The 22,012-nt window shown below is 73.1% G+C and carries 21 protein-coding genes and 1 riboswitch; of the genes, 13 read left to right on the top strand and 8 right to left on the bottom strand.

From position 1 onward, the window contains the following. Positions 1–107: 107 nt before the first annotated feature. The 4 genes from ACIQR3_RS12035 to ACIQR3_RS12020 all read left to right on the top strand — a co-directional run bounded on the left by ACIQR3_RS12035 (position 108) and on the right by ACIQR3_RS12020 (position 3,530). Complete coding sequence (locus ACIQR3_RS12035) at positions 108–1,322, top strand: ABC transporter substrate-binding protein (RefSeq protein ID WP_403537806.1); 1,215 nt, start codon at positions 108–110, stop codon at positions 1,320–1,322. A gap of 51 nt (positions 1,323–1,373) precedes the next feature. Beyond that, the gene (locus tag ACIQR3_RS12030) at positions 1,374–1,616 is read left to right on the top strand and encodes a DUF3263 domain-containing protein (RefSeq protein WP_403537528.1); all 243 of its coding nucleotides are present in this window, start codon (positions 1,374–1,376) and stop codon (positions 1,614–1,616) included. A gap of 325 nt (positions 1,617–1,941) precedes the next feature. After that, on the top strand, positions 1,942–2,802 hold the full coding sequence (otsB, locus tag ACIQR3_RS12025) for a trehalose-phosphatase (protein ID WP_403537526.1): 861 nt from the start codon (positions 1,942–1,944) through the stop codon (positions 2,800–2,802). Positions 2,803–2,939: 137 nt separating this feature from the next. Next, a complete protein-coding gene (locus tag ACIQR3_RS12020; protein WP_403537524.1) occupies positions 2,940–3,530 on the top strand; it encodes a hypothetical protein in 591 nt (196 codons plus the stop codon). 19 nt (positions 3,531–3,549) lie between these two features. Here ACIQR3_RS12020 and ACIQR3_RS12015 read toward each other — a convergent pair whose 3' ends face one another. Both ACIQR3_RS12015 and ACIQR3_RS12010 read right to left on the bottom strand, forming a co-directional pair. Then, complete coding sequence (locus ACIQR3_RS12015; RefSeq protein ID WP_403537522.1) at positions 3,550–4,938, bottom strand: trehalose-6-phosphate synthase; 1,389 nt, start codon at positions 4,936–4,938, stop codon at positions 3,550–3,552. Positions 4,939–4,980: 42 nt separating this feature from the next. Next, positions 4,981–5,925: a glucosyl-3-phosphoglycerate synthase gene (locus ACIQR3_RS12010; RefSeq protein WP_403537520.1), complete on the bottom strand. Its 945-nt coding sequence runs from the start codon at positions 5,923–5,925 to the stop codon at positions 4,981–4,983. A gap of 156 nt (positions 5,926–6,081) precedes the next feature. Further along, positions 6,082–6,223: riboswitch (SAM riboswitch) on the top strand. Between the two features lie 17 nt (positions 6,224–6,240). Here ACIQR3_RS12010 and thrC point away from each other — a divergent pair. The 6 genes from thrC (at position 6,241) to ACIQR3_RS11980 (ending at position 13,460) form a co-directional block, all read left to right on the top strand. Continuing rightward, complete coding sequence (thrC, locus tag ACIQR3_RS12005; protein WP_403537518.1) at positions 6,241–7,530, top strand: threonine synthase; 1,290 nt, start codon at positions 6,241–6,243, stop codon at positions 7,528–7,530. A gap of 37 nt (positions 7,531–7,567) precedes the next feature. Continuing rightward, the gene (locus ACIQR3_RS12000) at positions 7,568–7,843 is read left to right on the top strand and encodes a ubiquitin-like small modifier protein 1 (protein WP_215170196.1); all 276 of its coding nucleotides are present in this window, start codon (positions 7,568–7,570) and stop codon (positions 7,841–7,843) included. Positions 7,844–8,258: 415 nt separating this feature from the next. Next, entirely contained in the window at positions 8,259–8,462 is a 204-nt protein-coding gene (locus ACIQR3_RS11995; protein ID WP_004986573.1) for a cold-shock protein, read from the top strand. A 357-nt stretch (positions 8,463–8,819) separates the two neighbouring features. After that, entirely contained in the window at positions 8,820–10,445 is a 1,626-nt protein-coding gene (gene groL / locus ACIQR3_RS11990; protein WP_215170198.1) for a chaperonin GroEL, read from the top strand. A gap of 235 nt (positions 10,446–10,680) precedes the next feature. After that, complete coding sequence (locus tag ACIQR3_RS11985) at positions 10,681–11,799, top strand: NADH:flavin oxidoreductase (RefSeq protein ID WP_403537515.1); 1,119 nt, start codon at positions 10,681–10,683, stop codon at positions 11,797–11,799. Positions 11,800–11,909: 110 nt separating this feature from the next. Further along, entirely contained in the window at positions 11,910–13,460 is a 1,551-nt protein-coding gene (locus ACIQR3_RS11980; protein WP_403537514.1) for a carboxylesterase/lipase family protein, read from the top strand. A 9-nt stretch (positions 13,461–13,469) separates the two neighbouring features. On the opposite strand, the gene ACIQR3_RS11975 is transcribed toward ACIQR3_RS11980, so the two are convergent. Next, positions 13,470–14,036 (bottom strand): hypothetical protein, encoded by a 567-nt coding sequence (locus tag ACIQR3_RS11975; protein WP_403537512.1) that lies wholly within the window; start codon positions 14,034–14,036, stop codon positions 13,470–13,472. 204 nt (positions 14,037–14,240) lie between these two features. Here ACIQR3_RS11975 and ACIQR3_RS11970 point away from each other — a divergent pair, with 204 nt between their 5' ends. Then, a complete protein-coding gene (locus tag ACIQR3_RS11970) occupies positions 14,241–15,938 on the top strand; it encodes a hypothetical protein (RefSeq protein WP_403537510.1) in 1,698 nt (565 codons plus the stop codon). Between the two features lie 61 nt (positions 15,939–15,999). On the opposite strand, the gene ACIQR3_RS11965 is transcribed toward ACIQR3_RS11970, so the two are convergent. From ACIQR3_RS11965 to ACIQR3_RS11955, 3 genes are all read right to left on the bottom strand, one after another. Then, on the bottom strand, positions 16,000–17,514 hold the full coding sequence (locus ACIQR3_RS11965) for a PTS transporter subunit EIIC (protein ID WP_403537509.1): 1,515 nt from the start codon (positions 17,512–17,514) through the stop codon (positions 16,000–16,002). Between the two features lie 16 nt (positions 17,515–17,530). Next, positions 17,531–18,457, bottom strand: coding sequence for an N-acetylmuramic acid 6-phosphate etherase (murQ, locus tag ACIQR3_RS11960; protein WP_403537508.1), 927 nt, complete (start codon positions 18,455–18,457; stop codon positions 17,531–17,533). Between the two features lie 101 nt (positions 18,458–18,558). After that, the gene (locus ACIQR3_RS11955; RefSeq protein WP_403537507.1) at positions 18,559–19,494 is read right to left on the bottom strand and encodes a MurR/RpiR family transcriptional regulator; all 936 of its coding nucleotides are present in this window, start codon (positions 19,492–19,494) and stop codon (positions 18,559–18,561) included. A 54-nt stretch (positions 19,495–19,548) separates the two neighbouring features. Here ACIQR3_RS11955 and ACIQR3_RS11950 point away from each other — a divergent pair, with 54 nt between their 5' ends. Both ACIQR3_RS11950 and ACIQR3_RS11945 read left to right on the top strand, forming a co-directional pair. Continuing rightward, complete coding sequence (locus ACIQR3_RS11950) at positions 19,549–19,935, top strand: hypothetical protein (protein ID WP_403537506.1); 387 nt, start codon at positions 19,549–19,551, stop codon at positions 19,933–19,935. Continuing rightward, entirely contained in the window at positions 19,932–20,216 is a 285-nt protein-coding gene (locus ACIQR3_RS11945) for a DUF4031 domain-containing protein (RefSeq protein WP_403537504.1), read from the top strand. The genes ACIQR3_RS11950 and ACIQR3_RS11945 overlap by 4 nt, the downstream gene beginning before the upstream one ends. A gap of 28 nt (positions 20,217–20,244) precedes the next feature. On the opposite strand, the gene ACIQR3_RS11940 is transcribed toward ACIQR3_RS11945, so the two are convergent. Next, positions 20,245–21,300, bottom strand: a complete 1,056-nt coding sequence (locus ACIQR3_RS11940) for a GNAT family N-acetyltransferase (protein WP_403537805.1) — start codon at positions 21,298–21,300, stop codon at positions 20,245–20,247. Positions 21,301–21,343: 43 nt separating this feature from the next. Continuing rightward, complete coding sequence (locus ACIQR3_RS11935) at positions 21,344–22,006, bottom strand: hypothetical protein (RefSeq protein ID WP_403537503.1); 663 nt, start codon at positions 22,004–22,006, stop codon at positions 21,344–21,346. Positions 22,007–22,012: the final 6 nt, after the last annotated feature.

Below are 22,012 nucleotides of genomic sequence, written 5' to 3'. Positions count from 1 at the left end.
TTGATCCGTTAAACGGACAAGGATCGGCGCAATCCGGTCGGCGAAGCGGGGAGCGAACAGTGCAGCGGCGTGGAAAAGGGACGATCGCGGTGGTGTCCGCCCTGGGCATGGCCGTGGTCCTCGGCGGCTGCGGCTCGGGCGGGTCGGACGAGGTGACCCTCCGCCTGGTCGCCGCCGACTACGGCGACAGCGAGTCCACCAGCTCCCAGCGGTACTGGGACGAACTGGCCGAGGCCTACGAGTCGAGCCACTCCGACGTGAACGTCGAGGTCACCGTCTACTCGTGGAACGACGTCGACCGGAAGGTCCGCGAGATGGTCGACGCCGGCAAGGCGCCCGACCTGGCCCAGATCGGCGCCTACGCCGACTACGCGGACGAGGGCCTGCTCTACCGGGCCGACGACCTGCTCTCCATCCCCACCCAGGCCAACTTCGTCTCCCAGCTCGCCGCCGCGGGCCAGGTCAAGGGGGTGCAGTACGGCCTGCCGTTCGCGGCCTCCACGCGCGTGCTGTTCTACAACAAGACCCTCTTCGCCAAGGCCGGCCTCTCCGCGCCCAAGAGCTGGGACGACCTCGCCGAGGCCGCCGAGGCGCTGAAGGAGCAGGGGGTGACGTACCCGTACGCGCTGCCGCTCGGGCCCGAGGAGGCGCAGGCGGAGACCATGCAGTGGCTGCTCAGCGGCGGAGGCGGCTACACCGACACCGTCGGCACCTACACCATCGACTCCGCGCAGAACGTCACCACCTTCACCTGGCTCAAGGACGAGCTGGTCGGCAAGGACCTGACCGGCCCGGTCGCGCCCGGCAAGCTCAACCGGGCGGACGCCTTCGCCGCGTTCGCCAAGGGCGAGGTCGGCATGCTCAACGGCCACCCGTCGCTGATGGCGATGGCCGAGAAGAACGGCGTGAAGTACGGCATGGTGCCCACCCCCGGCGTCGACGGGGAGAGCAGGAGCACGCTGGGCGTCACCGACTGGATGACCGCGTTCAAGAAGAACGGCCACCAGGAGGAGGTCGGCGACTTCCTCGACTTCGTCTACGACGACGACAACGTCCTCGACTTCTCCCGCCGCTACGACCTGCTGCCGGTCACCGCCTCCGCCTCCGAGACGATGGCGGCGGCCGAGGAGGACGAGCACCTGAAGCCCTTCCTCGACGAGCTGCTGACCTCCGAGCTGTACCCGGTGGGCGAGACCTCCTGGGCCACGGTCAGCGCGGAGATCAAGAAGAACATCGGCAAGGCGGTCGCCTCCGGCGGGGACCCGGAGTCGGTGCTCCGGCTGCTGGAGACCACCGCGAACCAGGCCGAGAGCGCCGGGTAGCGCGGGACGGCGCCGTCGCCCGCTGTCGGCGCCCGGCGTTACGGTGCGGACATGGATGAAGGTGAGCAGCAGCCGCTGGGGGAGCGGGAGCGGCGCGTCCTCGCGCTGGAGCGCCGCGGGTTTTCCGGCCCCGGCGCCAAGGAGCGCGTGATCCGCGAGGAACTGGGCCTCGCCCCCGTCCGCTACTACCAGCTCCTCAACGCCCTCCTGGACGACCCCCGGGCCCTGGCGGCGGACCCGGTGACGGTGAACCGCCTGCGCCGCGTCCGGGAGTCCCGCCGGGGGGAACGCTGAGGCGGTCCCCGAAACGGACGGGCCGCTCAGGCCGGCGCGTCACCGAGGCGGCCGGGGCACCGGGGCCCGCGGATCACCGGGGCCTGCGGATCACCGGGGCCCGCGGATCATCGGGGCCCGCGGATCGCCGACGCCCGTCCTGGTCCGGCTCGGGCCCGCCCCCGGTCCCGTTCAGGCCCGCGGATCGCCGACGCCCGTCCTGGTCCGGCTCGGGCCCGCCCCCGGTCCCGTTCAGGCCCGCCGATCACCAAGGCCCGCCCCCGTCCCGCTGACGCCGGCCGATCGCGGAGGCGTGCGACCCGTCCCGCCGGGATAGGTTCGCGGTATGGGCAGCCACACGGACGCAACCCCCGACCCGCTGGACCACCTGCCGGCACCCGCCACCGAGGCCGGGCGCGAAGGGCTCGACGGGCTCCTCGCCGACCCCGGCCGGGCGGTGATCGCGCTCGACTTCGACGGCACGCTCGCCGAGATCGTGCCCGACCCCGACCAGGCCCGCGCCCACCCCGGCGCGGTGCCCGCGCTGGCCGCGCTCGCCCCGAAGGTCGCCTCCGTCGCGGTGATCACCGGCCGCCCGGCCGAGGTCGCCGTCCGCCACGGCGGCTTCGCCGGCGTACCCGGCCTGGAGCACCTCGTCGTCCTCGGCCACTACGGCGCCGAACGCTGGGACGCCGCCACCGGCGCCGTCACCGCCCCGGCCCCGCACCCCGGGGTCGCCGCCGTCCGCGCCGAACTGCCCGGACTGCTGGCCGGGGCCCCGGACGGCACCCGGACCGAGGACAAGGGCCGCTCCGTCGCCGTCCACACCCGCCGGGCCGCCGATCCACAGGCCGCCTTCGAGGCCCTGCGCGCCCCTCTCACCGGCCTCGCCGCCCGCCACGGCCTGATCGTCGAGCCCGGCCGCATGGTCCTGGAACTGCGTCCGCCCGGCATGGACAAGGGCGCCGCCCTCCTGGACCACGTCGAGGGCATCGGCGCCGGCGCGGTCCTCTACGCCGGCGACGACCTCGGCGACCTCCCCGCCTACTCCGCCGTCGAGCGGCTCCGCACCGAGGGCACCCCCGGCCTGCTGGTGTGCAGCGGCAGCGACGAGGTGACGGAACTGAGGAAGCGCGCGGACCTGGAGGTGGACGGCCCGGCCGGGGTGGTCGCCCTGCTCGGCGCGCTCGCCCGGCGCCTGGCCTGAGACAACGTCACAGCGCGTCTCCCCGTGTGTCACAGGCCCGTCCTGACGCCACGCACGGGGCAACCGGCCCGGCGCCCCCGGGCCTCCTCCACGACGAGAAGCCGCCCACCCGGGCCCGCAACCGTGGAGGAGAGACCATGTCCGCTCGCAAGGCCCCGAAGTCCGCCCGCAAGGCCCCGCTGCTCGCCCTCGTCGCCCTCGCCGCCGGCCTCTCCCTCACCGCCTGCGGCGGTGGCGGCGACAGCACCGCGGCGTCCCCGGCCGCCGCGACCGCCGACGCGAGCACCCCGCCGGCCTCCGCCTCGGCCGGCGCGTCCGCCCAGGGCACCGCGGACGACACGCGCACGGACCAGGCCGCGACCACCGGGACCGACCTGAGCTGCACGGACCAGCTCGACTACGCCGACGACCCGCGCTCCAACGCGGAGATCAACTCCATCGGCGCCGACACGGGCACCTGCCCGGAGCCGCTGTCGGGCACGTCCACACAGGAGACCACGGAGTGCACGGACCAGCTGAACTACGCCGACGACCCGCGCTCCAACGCGGAGATCAACTCCATCGGCGCCGACACCGGCTCCTGCCCCGCACCGCTGTCGGGCACGCCCGCGGAGAAGACCTCGAAGTGCACGGACCAGTTGAACTACGCCGACGACCCGCGCTCCAACGCCGAGATCAACTCCATCGGCACGGACACCGGCTACTGCCCGGCGGTGCGGACGAAGTAGTGCGCGAAGCCGCCGCCCCTCAGCCCCGCAACGCCTCCAGCTGCTCCAGGAACCACCGCGCCGGCGGCAACGCGGTCGCCGCCGCCGCCAGCCGCTTCGACCGCTCGGCCCGCTCTCCCGCCGACAGGCCGAGCGCCTCGTGCAACGCCTCCGCCGTCCCCGTCACGTCGTACGGATTGACGGCCACCGCGTCCTCGCCCAGCTCCTCGAACGCCCCCGCCTCCCGCGACAGCACCAGCGCGCACCCCTCGTCGGAGACGACCGGCACCTCCTTGGCGACCAGGTTCATCCCGTCCCGGATGGGGTTGACCAGCGCCACGTCCGCCAGCCGGTAGGCCGCGAGCGACCGCGCGAAGTCGTCCTCGACGTGCAGCAGGACCGGCGTCCAGCCGTCCGTCCCGTACTCCGCGTTGATCTCCTCGGCCACCCGCCGCACCTCGGCCGTGTACTCCCGGTAGACCGCGAGGTCCTGCCGGGACGGGTAGGCGAACGCCACGTGCACCACCCGCTCGCGCCACTCGGGCCGGTCCGCCAGCAGCCGCCGGTAGGCCAGCAGCCCGCGCACGATGTTCTTCGACAGCTCGGTCCGGTCGACCCGCACGATGGTCTTCCGCCCCGGCCCGATCTGCTCCCGCAGCGCCGCCATCCGCTCGTCCACGTCGGCCTCGTGCGACCGCTCGCGCAGGAAGTCCGCGTCGGCCCCGAGCCCGTGCACCCCGACCACGGTGTCCCCGAGCCCGCCGACCAGCGCGTCACAGCACGCGGTGAACGCCTCGGCCCACCGCCGGGTGAGGAACCCGAGCCGGTCCGCGCCCAGCATCCCGCGCAGCACCTGCGCGGCGATGTCGTCGGGCAGCATCCGGAAGTACTCCACCGGCGCCCACGGCGTGTGCGAGAAGTGGCTGATCCGCACGTCCGGGCGCAGCTCGCGCAGCATCCCCGGCACCAGCGTCAGGTGGTAGTCCTGCACCAGCACGGCCGCGCCCTCGGCGGCCTCCTCGGCCAGCGCCTCGGCGAAGGCCCGGTTGAACGCCTCGTAGGACGCCCACTGCCGCCGGAACTCCGCGTCGAAGACCGGCTCCAGCGGCGTCTGGTACAGCATGTGGTGCACGAACCACAGCACCGAGTTGGCGATCCCGTTGTACGCGTCCGCGTGCACGTCCGCCGGTACGTCCAGCATCCGCACGCCGTCCTCGCCGGCCCCGCGCCGCACCGCCTCGCGGTCGCCGTCGGACAGCGCCGAGCACACCCACAGCGCCCCCGCGTCCGGCCCGATCGCCGACAGCCCGGAGACCAGCCCGCCGCCTCCGCGTTTCGACCGCAGCGAACCGTCCTCGCGGATCTCGTACGAGACGGGGCCACGGTTGGAGGCCACCAGTACCTGAGCAGCACCGAAGGTTGAAGCCATACGCCTCAACCTAGCCCGGCCGCCACCAGCTCAAACGTACGTTCACGCCACCTTGCGCCGCGCGTACTCCGCGATCTCCAGCATCGGTGGCCGTTCCTCGGTGTCCACCGAGAAGGTGCGCGGCTCGAACCCGTCCTCGCCGCGCTCGAACTGGGTCAGCGACGGCCGGATCAGATGGCCGCGGGCCAGCCGCAGCTGGGCGGTGCGGTAGATCGCGGCGGACATCCGGCCCAGCGCCTGCCCGTCCTGGTGCCGGTGCTTGCGCACCCCGACGTCCACCTGGGCCAGCGCGTCGAGCCCCACCAGGTGCAGCGCGTCCACCAGCATCCCCAGCTCCACCCCGTACCCCACGGGGAACGGCAGCCGTTCGAGCAGCGAGCGGCGGGCCGCGTACTCGCCGCCCAGCGGCTGCACGAACCCGGCCAGCTGCGGCCAGTGCATGTTCAGCAGCGGCCGGGCCATCAGCTCGGTGACCCGGCCGCCCTGCCCGGCGGCGGAGCCCAGCGGACGGTCGTACATGGCCTTGACCAGGTGCACGTCCGGGTCGGTGAGCAGCGGACCGACGATGCCGGTGACGAAGTCGGACGAGAACTCCCTCAGGTCCGCGTCCACGAACGCCACGATGTCGCCGCCCGTCACCAGCAGCGACCGCCACAGCACCTCGCCCTTGCCGGGCACGGGCGCGACGCGCGGGAGGATCTCGTCGCGGTGCGCGACGCGGGCGCCGGCCGCCGCGGCCACCTTCGCGGTGGCGTCCGTCGACCCGGAGTCGACCACCACGATCTCGTCGACCAGCGGCACCTGGCACATCAGGTCGTGCCGGATCGCGGCGACGATGTCGCCGACCGTCTCCTCCTCGTTCAGCGCGGGAAGCACCACACTGACGGTCTGGCCCGTGCGCTGCTTGGCGGCCAGTATCTGGTGGAGCGGCCGGTCGGACACGGACCAGGAACGTGCGCTGAGCCAACGCTCGACTTCTTCCAGCACGGTCTGCGGCTCCTCCCTGTACGGACCACGCATCCCTTATGTGATCCATCTCGCGCATCGGACGACTATCTCAACTGTCCTGGCCGTCGGTTACAGTCTTGAACAACGCGGATGACCATCGCATGTCGGGGGTGGCCGCCGCTGACAACCACATACAGCTCATCCAGAGGGGCAGAGGGACACGGCCCGATGAAGCCCCGGCAACCCTCCAGTCGGCACTCGTGAAGAAGCGAGGCTCCCGGCTCGGGAAGGTGCCAAATCCGTCTCACGGCGAGATGCGTCGTGAGGAAGATGAGGAGAAAGGGCCTCGCCTCCATGGCTGTGCAGACTGCCGAAAGCACCACCACTCCCGCCGCCTCCGTCGATCTCGGCCCCGCCACGGCGCTCTCCTGCCGGGAATGCGGCCACCGCGTGCCCCTCGGCCCGGTCTTCGCCTGCGAGGAGTGTTTCGGCCCGCTGGAGATCGCTTACGACTTCTCGTCCTACGACACCGAGAAGCTCCGCGCGCGCATCGAGGCGGGCCCCACCAACATCTGGCGTTACGCGCCCCTCCTGCCCGTCCCCGCCGATGTCGCGGACAAGCCCAACATCAACCCGGGCTGGACCAAGCTCGTCAAGGCCGACCGCCTCGCCGCCGAGCTGGGCGTCACCGGCGGTCTGTACGTCAAGGACGACTCCGGCAACCCGACGCACTCCTTCAAGGACCGCGTCGTCGCCCAGGCCCTGGAGGCGGCCCGCGCCTTCGGCTTCACCACCCTCTCCTGCTCCTCCACCGGCAACCTGGCCGGCGCCGTCGGCGCCGCCGCCGCCCGCGCCGGCCTGCGCTCGTGCGTGTTCATCCCGCACGACCTGGAGCAGGGCAAGGTCGTCATGGCCGCGATCTACGGCGGCGAACTCGTCGGCATCGAGGGCAACTACGACGACGTCAACCGCTTCTGTTCCGAGCTGATCGGCGACCCGGCCGGCGAGGGCTGGGGCTTCGTCAACGTCAACCTGCGCCCGTACTACGCCGAGGGCTCCAAGACCCTGGCGTACGAGATCTGCGAGCAGCTCGGCTGGCGGCTGCCCGACCAGCTCGTCGTGCCCATCGCCTCCGGCTCCCAGCTCACGAAGATCGACAAGGGGCTGAAGGAGCTGATCCAGCTCGGCCTGGTCGAGGACAAGCCGTACAAGATCTTCGGCGCGCAGGCGGAAGGCTGCTCGCCGGTCTCCACCGCCTTCAAGGCCGGCCACGACGTGGTCCGCCCCCAGAAGCCGGACACCATCGCCAAGTCCCTCGCGATCGGCAACCCGGCCGACGGCCCCTACGTCCTCGACATCGCGCGCCGCACCGGCGGTGCGGTGGAGGACGTCAACGACGAGCAGGTCGTCGACGCCATCAAGCTGCTGGCGCGGACCGAGGGGATCTTCGCGGAGACCGCCGGCGGCGTCACGGTGGGCGTGACGAAGAAGCTCATCGAGGCGGGGGTGCTGGACCCGGCGCTGACCACCGTCGTGCTCAACACCGGGGACGGCCTGAAGACGCTGGACGCGGTGGCGGGGACCGGGCTCACGGCGACGATCCGGCCGAACCTCGCATCGTTCCGCGAGGCGGGACTGGCGTGACGCGCCCCTACGTAGATTCCCTGACCGGAGGTTTCAAGTGAGTGTCTCTGTCCGCATCCCGACCATCCTGCGCACCTACACCGGCGGCCAGGCCGAAGTGACCGCCGAAGGGGCCACCCTCGGCGAGGTCATCGCCGATCTGGAGAAGAACCACACCGGCATCTCCGCCCGCGTCCTCGACGACCAGGGCAAGCTGCGCCGCTTCGTCAACGTGTACGTCAACGACGACGACGTCCGTTTCGAGCAGGGTCTGGAGACGGCCACCCCCGACGGGGCCGGCGTCTCGATCATTCCGGCCGTCGCGGGCGGCTGACGCGGTCACCCACCGTCCCCCGAATTGCCCCCTCCGCAATAGAAGCGGAGGGGGCAATTCCATGTGGTTGAGCGCGGTAGAGTTGGGGAACGCGCCGATGATCGCTAAAGCGTGAACTCCGAATTCCTGCCGTACGCCCGACCAGATGTAGCCAAACTGTGGGCGTACTTTGCGGCTTTTGTGGCCTTTGCGTGGCCCGACTTGCCCCGGATTCCTGCGATTTCTCGCCATATTCCGGACCGCTCCCGTCCAGATTTCTCGTCCAATTGACCTGTTGCAGAGGGCAGTTGGACAGATACATTCGGCCGCGGTCGACGCGTTCCGGCGCACGCCTCCAGAGCCTTTCGGGGGCGAGGTCTGACCCGGGTCCGCGAAGTGCGGGTCTGTGCAAGGGCCAGTAATAGGGGAGTTAGGCATGGCTCAGGGCACCGTCAAGTGGTTCAACGCGGAGAAGGGGTACGGCTTCATCGCGGTCGACGGTGGTGCGGATGTTTTCGTCCACTACAGCGCGATCCAGATGGACGGCTACCGCACCCTTGAAGAAGGCCAGCGGGTCGAGTTCGAGATCTCGCAGGGCCAGAAGGGCCCGCAGGCCGACATGGTCCGCGTCACTGCCTGATACGCGCGACCACCGCAGCGAAGGTCTTCTCCGGAGGGCCCGCGTCTCACCGAGGCGCGGGCCCTCCGGCATGTCCGACCCCTGCCCGGCCCCTGCCCGGCCCTGTCCGGAGCGTGCCCGGGCCGTGTTCGCGGGCGGCTGAGCGCCGCCCCCGATCCGGGGGAGGCGCTTGCACTCGCAGGGGTCGAGTGCTAATCATTGCGTTAGCACTCTGAAGGTGAGAGTGACAACGAAGGACCGGGTCGGTGAGGCCCGCGGGCCGCCGTGGGGAAGGAACCACGAGGCCGGCGAGCCGTCCGTCGCGGGCGCGGGCGCGGTCCGAAGGAATCACCCCCAGTCCTGGAGGGACCACTTCACATGGCCAAGATCATCGCGTTCGACGAGGAGGCGCGGCGCGGCCTCGAGCGCGGCATGAACCAGCTCGCGGACGCCGTCAAGGTGACGCTCGGCCCCAAGGGCCGCAACGTCGTCCTCGAGAAGAAGTGGGGCGCCCCCACGATCACCAACGATGGTGTCTCCATCGCCAAGGAGATCGAGCTCGAGGACCCGTACGAGAAGATCGGCGCCGAGCTGGTCAAGGAAGTCGCCAAGAAGACGGACGACGTCGCCGGTGACGGTACGACCACCGCGACCGTTCTCGCCCAGGCCCTGGTGCGCGAGGGTCTGCGCAACGTGGCGGCCGGCGCCAACCCGATGGCTCTGAAGCGCGGTATCGAGAAGGCCGTCGAGGCCGTCTCCGCCGCCCTCCTGGAGCAGGCGAAGGACGTCGAGACCAAGGAGCAGATCGCCTCCACGGCCTCCATCTCCGCCGCCGACACCCAGATCGGCGAGCTGATCGCCGAGGCCATGGACAAGGTCGGCAAGGAAGGCGTCATCACCGTCGAGGAGTCCCAGACCTTCGGTCTGGAGCTGGAGCTCACCGAGGGTATGCGCTTCGACAAGGGCTACATCTCGGCGTACTTCGCCACCGACATGGAGCGTATGGAGGCCGTCCTCGACGACCCGTACATCCTGATCGCCAACTCCAAGATCTCCAACGTCAAGGACCTGCTCCCGCTCCTGGAGAAGGTCATGCAGTCGGGCAAGCCGCTGCTGATCATCGCCGAGGACGTCGAGGGCGAGGCCCTGTCGACCCTGGTCGTCAACAAGATCCGCGGCACCTTCAAGTCCGTCGCCGTCAAGGCCCCGGGCTTCGGCGACCGCCGCAAGGCCATGCTCGGCGACATCGCCATCCTCACGGGCGGCGAGGTCATCTCCGAGGAGGTCGGCCTCAAGCTGGAGAACGCGACCCTGGACCTCCTGGGCCGCGCCCGCAAGGTCGTCATCACCAAGGACGAGACCACCATCGTCGACGGCTCCGGCTCCGCCGACCAGGTCGCCGGCCGGGTCAACCAAATCCGCGCCGAGATCGAGAACAGCGACTCGGACTACGACCGCGAGAAGCTCCAGGAGCGCCTGGCCAAGCTCGCGGGCGGCGTCGCGGTCATCAAGGCCGGTGCCGCCACCGAGGTGGAGCTCAAGGAGCGCAAGCACCGCATCGAGGACGCCGTGCGCAACGCCAAGGCGGCCGTCGAGGAGGGCATCGTCGCCGGTGGTGGCGTGGCCCTGCTCCAGGCCTCCCAGGTCTTCGAGAAGCTGGAGCTGGACGGCGACGAGGCGACCGGCGCCAACGCCGTGAAGCTCGCGCTGGAGGCCCCGCTGAAGCAGATCGCCGTCAACGGTGGTCTCGAGGGCGGCGTCGTCGTGGAGAAGGTCCGCAACCTCACCGTCGGCCACGGCCTGAACGCCGCGACCGGTGAGTACGTCGACATGATCGCCGAGGGCATCATCGACCCGGCGAAGGTGACCCGCTCTGCCCTGCAGAACGCCGCCTCCATCGCCGCGCTGTTCCTCACCACCGAGGCCGTCATCGCCGACAAGCCGGAGAAGGCGGGCGCCGCCCCGGCCGGCGGCGGCATGCCGGGCGGTGACATGGACTTCTGATCGACCCCGAGGGTTGATCGAGCGTCCTTCGTGCCGAGGGCGGCACCCCCTGTTGTTCCGACAGGGGGTGCCGCCCTCGGGCGTTTTTCCCTGGCCCCGGCGGCCACTGTGAGCCGGGTCACGGAGCGGAGGCGGCAGGAATGCCGTGAGCGGAGAGACGGGTTGTGCGGAGGGCCGCGTGTTGTATGCGTGTGCACATACCGTCCGGTTCCCCCCTCACGCCAAGGAGCCCCCCGTGACCGACGCCGCCTCCCGCGCCGCCGAGATCCTCTCCCGGCCCACCACCATCAACGGCCTGACCGTGCCGAACCGCATCGCGATGGCGCCCATGACCCGGATGTTCTCGCCGGGCGGTGTCCCGGGCGAGGACGTGGTGTCGTACTACGCCCGACGCGCCGCCGCCGGCGTCGGACTGATCGTCACGGAGGGGACGTACGTCGGTCACCCCTCCGCCGGGCAGAGCGACAGCGTGCCGCGGTTCCACGGGGAGGAGCAGCTGGCCGGGTGGGCGAAGGTCGCCGAGGCGGTGCGCGCGGCGGGCGGCGCGATCGTGCCGCAGCTGTGGCACATCGGGATGGTGCGCAACGACGGGGAGCCGCCGTTCGCCGACGCCCCGGCCGTCGGGCCGTCCGGGCTGCGGCTCGGGGCGGACGAGGTCACCGGCAAGGCGATGACGCAGCAGGACATCGACGACGTGGTCGCCGCGTTCGCGCAGGCCGCCGCCGACGCCGAGCGCATCGGGTTCCACGGGGTCGAGATCCACGGCGCGCACGGCTACCTCGTCGACCAGTTCCTGTGGGAGGGCACCAACCGCCGTACCGACGCCTACGGCGGGGACCCGGTGGCCCGTACGAAGTTCGCCGCGGAGATCGTGGCGGCGGTGCGGGAGCGGGTCTCGGCGCGGTTCCCCGTCATCTTCCGGTTCTCGCAGTGGAAGTCGGACAACTACGACGCCCGTCTCGCCCGGACCCCCGAGGAGCTGGACGCGATCCTCGCGCCGCTCGCCGCCGCCGGTGTCGACGCCTTCCACGCGTCCACGCGGCGCTACTGGCTGCCGGAGTTCGACGGCTCCGACCTCAACCTGGCGGGCTGGACGAAGAAGCTGACCGGCAAGCCCGTCATCACCGTCGGCTCGGTGGGGCTCGACGGCGAGTTCGGCAAGGCGTTCGCGGGCGAGGGCGCGGCGGTCAAGGGCCTCGACGAGCTGCTGGACCGGCTGGAGCGCGACGAGTTCGACCTGGTCGCCGTCGGCCGGGCGCTGCTCCAGGACCCGCGGTGGGCCGAGAAGGTGCTGTCCGGCCGCTTCGACGAGCTGGCCCCGTTCGACCCGGCGGCGCTGAAGACCCTGAGCTGAGCCGGTGCCCCGAGCCGGTGCCCTGGGCCGGGCGGGGCGCCCGCCGGGGCGTAGGGTCCGTGAGATCACCGACTGGCGTACGGCCGACGGTAACCAGTCAGGAGGGGTCGATGACGGACACGCAGGTCAGCGGGGGCAGCGGAGTCAACGGGGGCAGCGGGCTCGTGGTGGGCACCGCGGGCGGCGCGGTGCGCGGGCGCCGGGAGGACGGTCTCACCGTCTTCCGCGGCATCCCGTTCGCCGCGCCGCCGGTCGGAGAGGCGCGGTTCGCCGCGCCGCGCCCGGCCGAGGCGTGGGACGGCGTCCGGGAGGCGTACGCCTTCGGTCCGCCGCCCCCGCAGGACCTGCTGGTCCCGGGCCAGGCGGCGGCCGGGTCGGGCGACGGTGACTGGCTGACGGTCAACGTCTGGACGCCCGACGCCGATCCGGCCGCCCGCCGTCCGGTGATGGTGTGGATCCACGGCGGCGCCTACAAGCTCGGGCACGGCGGCAGCCCCGGTTACGACGCCCGCCGGATAGCCGCCGACGGCGACCTGGTCGTCGTCACCTTCAACTACCGGGTGGGGATGGAAGGGTTCGCCCGGATCGACGGCGCGCCCGCCAACCGGGGGCTGCTCGACCAGGTGGCCGCGCTGGAGTGGGTCCGGGACAACATCGAGGGATTCGGCGGGGACCCGGATCAGGTCACCGTCTTCGGGGAGTCGGCGGGCGCCGGTTCGATCGCCGCGCTGCTGGCCATGCCGAGGGCGGGCGGACTGTTCCGGCGGGCGATCGCGCAGAGCGTGCCGGGCACGTTCTTCTCCGACGAACTGGCCCGGGACATCGGCGCCGCCCTCGCCGCCGAGGCGGGGCTGCGCCCGACCGCCGCCGACCTCGCGACCGTGGACCCCGACCGGCTGGTCCGGGCCGGGCAGACGCTGGCCGCGAAGATGCCCGGGTACACCGGCCGCTGGGGGCAGGCCGCGCCGACGGTGACGCCGTACTCGCCCGTCGTGGACGGCGACGTCCTGCCGGTCCTGCCCTGGCGGGCGCTGGCCGACGGGGCGTCGCGGGACGTGGACCTGGTCGTCGGGCACAACCGCGACGAGTTCCGGCTCTTCGTCGCCATGGGCGGTCAGCTCGGGACGATCGGGGAGGAGCGGGCGGCGTCCGCGCTGCGGATGTACGCGCCGGGCCCCGGGGGAGAGGCCGCGTACCGGGCCGCCTTCCCGGACGCGGGCGCCGGGGAGCTGTACGAGAAGGTGCAGACGGACTGGCTGTTCGCCGTGCCGACGATGAGGCTGGCCGAGGCCCACCTGGCGGGCGGCGGCCGGGCGCACGCCTACGAGCTGACCTGGCCGGCGCCGGGCAACGGCGGCGGGCTCGGCGCCTGCCACGCGCTGGACCTGCCGCTGCTCTTCGGCACGTTCGACGCGGACCTGGGCGCGCTGCTCTTCGCCGGGGCGGAGCCCGACGAGGTGGCGCTGGCGCTGTCCGCCCGCTTCCGGGCGTCCTGGACCGCGTTCGCCCGGACCGGCGACCCGGGCTGGCCCGCGTACGACACCGGACGGCGGCTCGTGCAGGTCCTCGACACCGAGCCCGCCGTCGTCCCCTACCCGGAGGAGACGACCCGGCGGCTGTGGGAGGGGCACGACATCAGCGCGCTGCCGCTGCACGTGTGACCGGCAAGGTCACGGCATCGGTTCGATGTCCCTCCGCACCGGGTTCCCCCACACCCGCAGCACCTCGTAGTCCGTGAACTCGTGGACGAGGCGGTACGCCAGGGCCGGGCGGGGGCCCCGGCGCTCCGCCGCGAGGTACAGCTCGGCCTCGCGGCGGTCGCGGCGCGGGGTGCCGCACAGCTGCCACGCCTGGCCGTTCCACGCCTCCGGGAGCCAGCGCTGCTGGGGCTGGGGGCGGTCGTCGCGCAGGCCGTAGCGGGACTGGACCGGCTCGGCGGGACGGGAGCGGGCGGGGCCGCCGCTCCCGTACTCGGCGCGGCGGGCGGAGCGGCGCCGGGTCTCGCACAGCAGGCACAGGTCGGGGGCGGCCTCGTCCACTGGCCCGCCCGGATGCTCGGGGCAGCGGGTGCTGGGGGCCGTCGTCGACGCGCTCTCCTCCAGCAGGTCCAGGGCGCGGCGCAGATCGCCCCGCATCTCGTGCAGCTTGGCGTCGGGGGTGTCGGTGGTCAGGGCCTCGCCGTGCTCACCGAGCAGGCGCAGGGCACGGCCGAGGGCGGTGAGCTGGGCGTGGTTCATGGCTCCGGTCCGGGGGGTGGTCCGTGGTCGGTTCGGCGGAGGTCCGCGGGGCGGACGCCATGGCCATGGTAGGCGGCGGGCGGGGCCGCCTGAACGGGCACGCGGACTACCCCGCAGTCCCTTCCCCGCCGGGTGTGCGGTCCAGTAGGCAAGGTGCGGGCCGTGCGGAGGCGCACGCCACCTGCTCAGGGGAGAGGGCACACGATGCACCAGCATGGAGGCGGCCGGCCGAGGGAAGAGCATCCCGTCGGCACCGGGCTGCCGGTTCCCGCGCCGCACCGGCGGACGCCGGATGTGCGGGCCCTGCAGCGCCTCGCCGGGAACGCCGCCGTCGCCCGCGCCGTCGGCCGCGGTCCCGGGACCCGCGCCCCGGTGCAGCGCACGCTCGTGGTCGGACAGACGAACTTCACCGATCACTACCGGCGCAGGACGCGGCAGCTGGAGGAGGACCAGCACTCGACGGTCGTCGACGACCTGTCGGGTCAGGCGCACGCGTTCCTGAAGAAGGCGGTCGACAAGGACTTGTCGCCGGAGGAACGCGAGCGGTTCATGAACCAGGAGGGCCCGATCGTCGACCAGCTGAAGAAGGCGATCGTTTCCCCGGTCGGGCACAAGGGCTACCACCCGGCCCTCAAACGGGACGTCGGTGCCCATCCGGACTTCGGGGCGAAGAACCACAAGATCCTGGTGAACGACTACGCGGAGCTGGCCCGTCACCTCATGGGCTGGGTCGCCGCCAAGGGGAACCGGAAGAAAGAGAAGGAGATGGCGCAGGCCATCCAGGACGAGGGGGAGGTCGAAGTCTTCCTGGATGTTCTGCTGAAGCGTCTGTACCTCCACTTCGAGGACAAGAAGAACGAGCGCCGCGGGCAGGGACGCTTCACGGAGGAGAACGAGCAGAAAATGGTGCGCGAGCTGACCAGGACCCTGCCCGGGACCTATGCGACGTACTTCGGCGGCGACAAGTTCAAGGGCACGCGGCTGCGCCCCGCGTTGCTGGGCAACGGCGGTTACCTGGCGGTGATGCAGACCCCCGAGAAGTTCGGCTTCCGGGACAAGCTGATCACGCTGCACGACCTCCAGGAGTACTTCGGGAGGGCCGACCGCGGGGAGCCGACCCAGGGCACCGACTGGCTGCCGGAAACCAGCAGGCAGGAGCTGCAGAGCACCGCCGGCTTCGACGCCGAGGGGAAGCGGCGGACCACCTCGGACCGTGGCAACACCACCCTGAGGAGACCACCGGTGGGCGTGTCCGCCCGCCAGCCCTCCGTGCGCAACGAGGACAGTGAGACCACCAAGCTGGCCCGCGCCAAGAACATGCCGGTGTGGGCGGGGCAGTCCTTCCGGGCCGCCCGCATGATGAAGATGGCGCAGACGGCCGGAGCGTCACAGGAAGAGATCGCCGCGGTCGCCTGGGGCGTCTTCTCCTTCTGGCGGGTCCACTACGATCACACGTCCACCCTGGCCTACCACACGTTGCACGAAGTCATGGACATCGCCCAGAACTTCGGCGTGCCCTACGACATGGACGCGCCGTACGAGGGCGGGTCCATGCCGAGCGGGCGGCGGCTCCGGCAGCGGTTCGTCGCCCTGGCCGACGAGCTGACGACCGCGCACCAGGAGGCGGACGCCGAGATCAAGGCGATCGAGTCCGACCCCGGCCGGGCGGACCACCCCGAGGTAGCGGAGTTCCTGGCCGTGGCGACGAGCGCGCGCCGGCAGCTCGACACGCTGCGGTCGATGGTCCAGGAACGGGCCGACGCCTTCGCGGGGTGGGAGGAGGGCACGCTGGATTCCCAGGGCAAGAGGCGGCTGGTGGAGGAGAGCCTCCGTTCGCTGCAGATCGTCAGGGCGCACGTGGAGATGCTGTCCGACGCGATGGCCAAGCGGCGGCCCCGGTAGCTCCCCGAGGGCAGGGGACGGGGGCCGGACGGGCAGCGGTCGGACGGGCAGCGGCAACGGGTCAGCGCGCCCCGCGCTCCGGCGCGGCGTCGTGCGCCGGTCCGCCCGTCCCCGGCCGGTCCACCTCCGGCCGAGGCGGGCCCGCCTCGGCCGTGCGGCGGGGGAAGCCGAACGCGTACGTCGTCAGGAAGCCGGCCGCATAGCCCGTCACCAGCCCGCCCGCGTACACCCCCGCCGCCACCGCGAGCCCCCGGTCCCCGGCGAGCAGCGGGAACAGGGCCCAGCCGGACGGGCCGATCGCCGTCGCCCCGACCTCGGTGCCGAGCATCGCGAACAGGCCGACGAACGCGCCGCCCGCCGCGCCGCCCACGCAGGCCGTCAGGAAGGGGCGGCCGAGGGGGAGGGAGACGCCGTAGATGAGGGGTTCGCCGACGCCGAGCAGGCCGGCCGGGAGCGCGGACCTGATCGTCGTACGCAGGGACGTGTCGTGGCGCAGCCGGACGTAGACCGCGACCGCCGCGCCGACCTGGCCCGCGCCCGCCATGGCCAGCAGCGGCAGCAGCACGGTGTGGCCCTGCTGGTCGATGAGGGTGGTGTGCAGGGGGATCAGGGCCTGGTGCAGGCCGAGCATGACCAGGGGGAGGAAGAGGCCGCCGAGGAGCAGGCCGGCCAGGACACCCGTGGTCGTCAGCAGCCAGGTCGCCGCCGTGCCGACGGCGGACGCGACCTCGCCGGCCGCGTACATCAGGACGTACAGCGTGGCCAGGCCCGCGACCAGGACAGTCAGGGTCGGGGTGAGCAGGACGTCCAGGGTGCCGGGGAGGCGGGCGCGGCACCACTTCTCGACGTACGTGCCGAGCAGCGCCGCCGCCAGCGCGCCGAGCACCCCGCCCTGGCCGGGGGCGAGCGGGGCGCCGAACGCGGTGACCTGGGCGACGCCCGGATAGACCACGACGGCGGCGACCGCGCCGCCCAGCACCGGGGTGCCGCCGAACTCGCGGGCCGTGTTGTGGCCGACGAACACCGCGATCAGCGCCATGAAGGCGGCGGACAGGGCGGTGAGGGCGGGGGTGAGGCCGGGCAGCCAGTGCAGGTTGCGCAGGAGGCCGGCGGCGCCGGCGAGCATGCCGCAGCCGATCAGGGCCGGGATGAGCGGGACGAAGACGTTCGCCACGCGCCGCAGCCCCCGTTTCAGCGGGGTGGCGTTGCGCTCCTGCTGCCGCGCCTTCAGCGCCGCGCCGCGCCGGGCGAGGGCGTCGGCCGTGTCATCCTCGCCCGTTCCCGTTCCCGTTCCCGTTCCCGTTCCCGCTCCCTCGCTCCCGCCCGGCAGCAGCGCCTCGAACGCCTCCGTCACCCGCCCGACCACCCCCGGCCCCAGCACCACCTGGTACGCCTCCCCGTCCTCCACCACGCCGAGGACGCCGGGCAGCGCCCGCAGTTCGGCGTCCCGCACCCGGGCCCGGTCGGCCAGGACCAGGCGCAGGCGGGTCACGCAGTGGGCGACGGAGACGACGTTGGCGGGGCCGCCGACCAGGGGGAGGAGGGCGGTGGCGGTGGCTCGGGGGTCGTTGTGCACCCCCCGAGCCTGCGGCTCACCGCTCCGTCGCGGCCAGCGCGGCGCGCAGCCGGCCGCCGGAGTCCTCCAGAAGGCGGGCGGCCGTCGGGCCGTCCACCCCCGCCAGCAGGATCAGCACCGCCTGCTTGACCTCGCCGCCGGCCGCGTCCAGCGCCCGCTCGATCTCCTCGTCCCCGGCGCCCGTGGCCTGCGCGACGATCCGCCGGGACCGGGCGCGCAGCTTCTCGTTGGAGGCGCGGACGTCGACCATCAGGTTCCCGTACGTCTTGCCGAGCCGGATCATGGTGATCGTCGACAGCATGTTGAGGACCAGCTTCTGGGCCGTGCCCGCCTTCAGCCGGGTGGAGCCGGCGATCAGCTCGGGTCCGGTGACGACCTCGATGCCGTGCTCGGCGGCGGCGGCCAGCGCGCTGCCCTCGTTGCAGGCGAGCCCGACGGTGAGCGCGCCGAGCGCGCGGGCGTGCGCGACGGCGCCGACGGCGTACGGGGTGCGGCCGGAGGCGGAGACGCCGACCACCGTGTCGTCGGGGGTGAGGCCGAGCGCGTCCAGGTCGGCGCGGGCCAGCTCGGCGGAGTCCTCGGCGCCCTCGACGGAGGTGACCAGGGCGTCCGGTCCGCCCGCGATCAGGCCGAGGACCTGCCCGGGTGCCGTGTCGAAGGTGGGCGGGCACTCGGCGGCGTCCAGCACGCCGAGCCGTCCGGCGGTCCCGGCCCCCGCGTACACGAGCCGCCCGCCGCGCTCCATCCGTACGGCGACGGCGTCGACGGCGGCGGCGATCTCGGGCAGCCGCGCGGCGACGGCGGCGGCGACCCCGGCGTCCTCGCCGTTCATGAGCCGGGCGATGTCGAGGGTGGGCAGCCGGTCGATCTCGGCGAGGTCCGGCCGGAACGCCTCGGTGGAGAGGGAGTCCAGCTGGGAACGGAGGTCGGGGGTGGAGGTCATGGAGAGACAGCCCTTTTCAAGGTCGGTGCCGATGGCGCCCCCGAAAGGGGCGCGGGGAACTGCGCGAGCAACCACGGCGAACCCGCGGCCGCCCACAACGATCAAGCCCTGCGACGCCCCGACCCGTGCCGGTGGGCCAACGCCTCGTAAGACGCCGACAACGCCGGCCCCGCCGCCTCGTACGTCCGCTGCGCCACCCCCACGAACAGACAGTCCACCACCAGCAACTGCCCCGTCCGGGAGGACATCGCCGCCGGCCGCAGCTCGCTCTCCCGCGCCGTGGACGTCGTCAGTACGTGATCGGCGTACTGCGTCACCGGCCCGTCCGGCCGTCCCGTGACCGCCACCGTCGTCGCCCCGCGCTCGAAGGCGACCCGCAGCGGCTCGATGACGTCCCCGGTCGAACCGGAGTGCGTGATGGCGACGGCGACGTCCCCGGGGCGCAGCTGCACCGCGTTGGTGACGGCGAGGTGCGGATCGGAGTGCGCGTGGGCTATCAGCCCTATGCGCAGCAGCTTCTGGGTGAGGTCCTGGGCGACCAGCCCCGACGCCCCGATGCCGTACACGTCGGTGCGCCGGGCGGCGGCGAGCGCGGTGACCGCCGCGCCGAGCTGGGCGGTGTCCAGGCCGGCCGCCGTGTCCGCGAGGGTCTGCTGCTCGTCGAGGGCGAGCTTGGCGACGACGTCGGCGATCGGGTCGTCCACCGCGATGTCGGTGGTGATGGCGGGCGCCCGCCCGGACTGCTGCGCGGCGGCGAGTCCGGCGAGGGCGAGCCGCAGGTCGCGGTAGCCGGGGTAACCGAGCAGGCGGGCGGTGCGTACGACGGTCGCCTCGCTGGTGCCGGTCAGCTCCGCGAGTCCGGTGACCGTGAGCGCGGCGCAGCCCGCCGGGTCCCGCGCGACGGCCTCGGCGACCCGCTGCATGGAACGGGTCATGGACGGCGCCAGGGTGCGCACCTTGGCCGCGAGCGCGGCGGGCGCGGGCGGCACGGACCGCGCGGTCGGCACACCGGCGGTTTCTTTCACCCCGTCAGTCATGGGTGAAAGATATTTTCGTTCCGGTGCCGGGGCAAGAGTGCGCACAATGGGTGCATGAACCCCATCAGCCCCCTGGAACAGGCGCTGCACGCCGCCCGCGCCCTGGTCCTCGCCGACCTCGTCGCCGGCGAGGTCGCCGAGGCGGACGTCGTCTCGCTCGTGGAGGAGTCCGTCGTGCAGCGGCGCTGGTGGGTCGAGCAGTGGCCGGACGGCGCCCCGTTCGTGGCGGGGCTGGTCGCGCAGGACGTGCAGGACGCGCTGCTGGAGCGGTACGGCCGCTGGCCGCTGTGCCCGGTGTGCGGCACCGGCGACCCGCACGCCCTGGACGTCGAGCCGGAGCTGGGCCCCGACCCGCACTGGGTGTGCTCCGAGGCGGGCGTCAAGGTCGCCGCGGTGGGCTCGCTGGGCACGGCCCTCGGCGGCCCGGGGACCTCCTCGTGACCGTCTACGTCGATCCGCCGACCTGGCCCGGCCACGGGCGGATGTGGTCCCACCTGGTCAGCGACGTCTCCTACGACGAACTGCACGCCTTCGCGAGCCGCCTGGACGTGCCCCGCCGGGCCTTCGACCGCGACCACTACGACCTCCCCGCCCACCGGTACGCGGACGCCGTACGGGCCGGCGCGCTGGAGGTGAGCAGCCGCGAGGTGGTGCGGCTGCTGCGCGGGGCGGGGCTGCGCCGCCCCAAGCGCGGCGCGCGGGCGGCCGGGGGCCGGCCGTGACCACCGGACGCCTCGGCCCCGGACGGCCTCAGCCCCGCAGCTCGTAGGCGAACAGTTCCGCGTCCGCCGGGTCCTCCGTCGGCACCCGGGTGAAACCGGCCCGCTCCAGCACCGCCTGCGAGGCGTGGTTGTCCGGCTCGGTGCGGGCGAAGACGCGGCGCACCCCGGGCCGGGCCAGCGCCCACCCCGACAGCGCGCGCAGCGCCTCGGTGGCGTAGCCGTGGCCGCGCGCCGCCTCGACGAGGTCGTAGCCGACCTCCACCCGGCCGTCCTCGTCGGGCGCCCCGTGGAAGCCCATCGCGCCGACCGCAAGCCCGTCCGTGCGGCGCACCAGCGCGTACATCCCCCACTCGGGCCGGTGCACGCCCCCTTCGTACGCCTTCACCACCATCCCGGCGCCCTCGCGCGTGCCGTCGACCGGCCCGCCCCCGGCCCAGGGGAAGCCGCCGTCGCCGCCGAGGGCGAGGTCGTTCGCGGCGGCCGGGGTGATGCCCTCCAGGACGAGCCGCTCGGCCGGGAGCACCAGGTTGTTGCACCACTTCCACCCGGTCACCGGGGCCCGGCCGGGCAACTCGCCCCGCCCGGTGGCCCACAGCAGCGTGCGCCAGGCGTCGGTGCCGGGCCGCACGTGCGGGAAGATCCGCGTCAGGACGTACGCGCACGACTCGGCGGACGGCTCGTACGCCACGCCGAGGCCGGTGGCGATGTCGTGGGTGTGCAGCAGGACTTCGGCGACCCCCATGGCGGCGAAACCGTCCCGGTTCGCGTCCCGGAAGGGGTACGGGTGGAAGGCGCGGACGTCGCGGGGCGTGGTGCGGACGGTGGCGGCGAGCAGCGCGCCGGTGGTCCGGACGACGTGGAGCAGGCCCTCGTTGCCGGTGCCCTCGTCCAGGGCGAGCCCGAAGGGGACGTACGCGTCGGCGGCCCGCCCGGCCAACTGGCCCGCGTAGGCGAGGAGATCCTCCGCGATGTGCGTGGCTGTCTCCCGGCAGCTCCACTCCAGCCGCCCGGCCCGCACCGCCTCCCAGTCCCGGTCCGCCACCGTGCCCAGCACCGCCACGGCGCCCGCGACGGCCGCCTCCACCTGTTCCCCGCCCAGCTCGCCCGTGTTCCGCATGGCGGGCAGGCTACGGGGCCGGGGAGCCGTCCGGCGACAGCATTTCCAGCTCTCCGGCGAGGTTGTACCGGGCGGTCGCCTCCCACTCACCCTGCCCGTACGGCGTCCGGAACAGCCGGGGCAGGCCGAGGAGTTGGCGCAGGACCGCCGCCCGGCCGGTGCGGAAGGCGTCGTCCGGCACGAAGTGGTACTCCTGGCGGACGGCCGCGGTGTAGGCGGCGTACGCCGACGGCGGCGCGGCGAGGATCGCCAGGTCGGCGTCGCACAGCACCTGCCCGTTCCGGTCGTCGCCGGCCGGGTCGTGGGTGACGGTCAGCCGGACGAGCCGGGCCACCTCGGCGGTCACCTCCGGCCCGACCCCGGCCTCGGGCAGGGCGCGCTCGGCGAGCCGCGCCGACCGCTCTTCGTTGGTCGAGCGTTCGGGCAGGTAGACCGCGTCGTGGAACCAGGCGGCTAGGCGTACGGCGGCCAGGTCGTCGGCGTACTCCCGGAGCGTGTCGATGTGGTCCAGGACCGCCGTCAGGTGCTCGACGGTGTGGTAGCGGCGCTGCGGCTCCGACCAGCGGCGCAGCAGCGCGTCGGCGTACCGGTACGGCTCGGGGAAGCAGGCGCCGTCCCGCGCGGGGAGCAGGGCGCGCAGCCAGCGGGCGCGGAGGTCGTCGAGGTCGGCCATGTGCCC

Source organism: Streptomyces sp. NPDC090994, assembly GCF_044768905.1.
In the GTDB taxonomy this organism is placed as follows: domain Bacteria; phylum Actinomycetota; class Actinomycetes; order Streptomycetales; family Streptomycetaceae; genus Streptomyces.
Note: the sequence above shows the minus strand (reverse complement) of the source record. Positions and strands in the feature narration are given on the sequence as shown.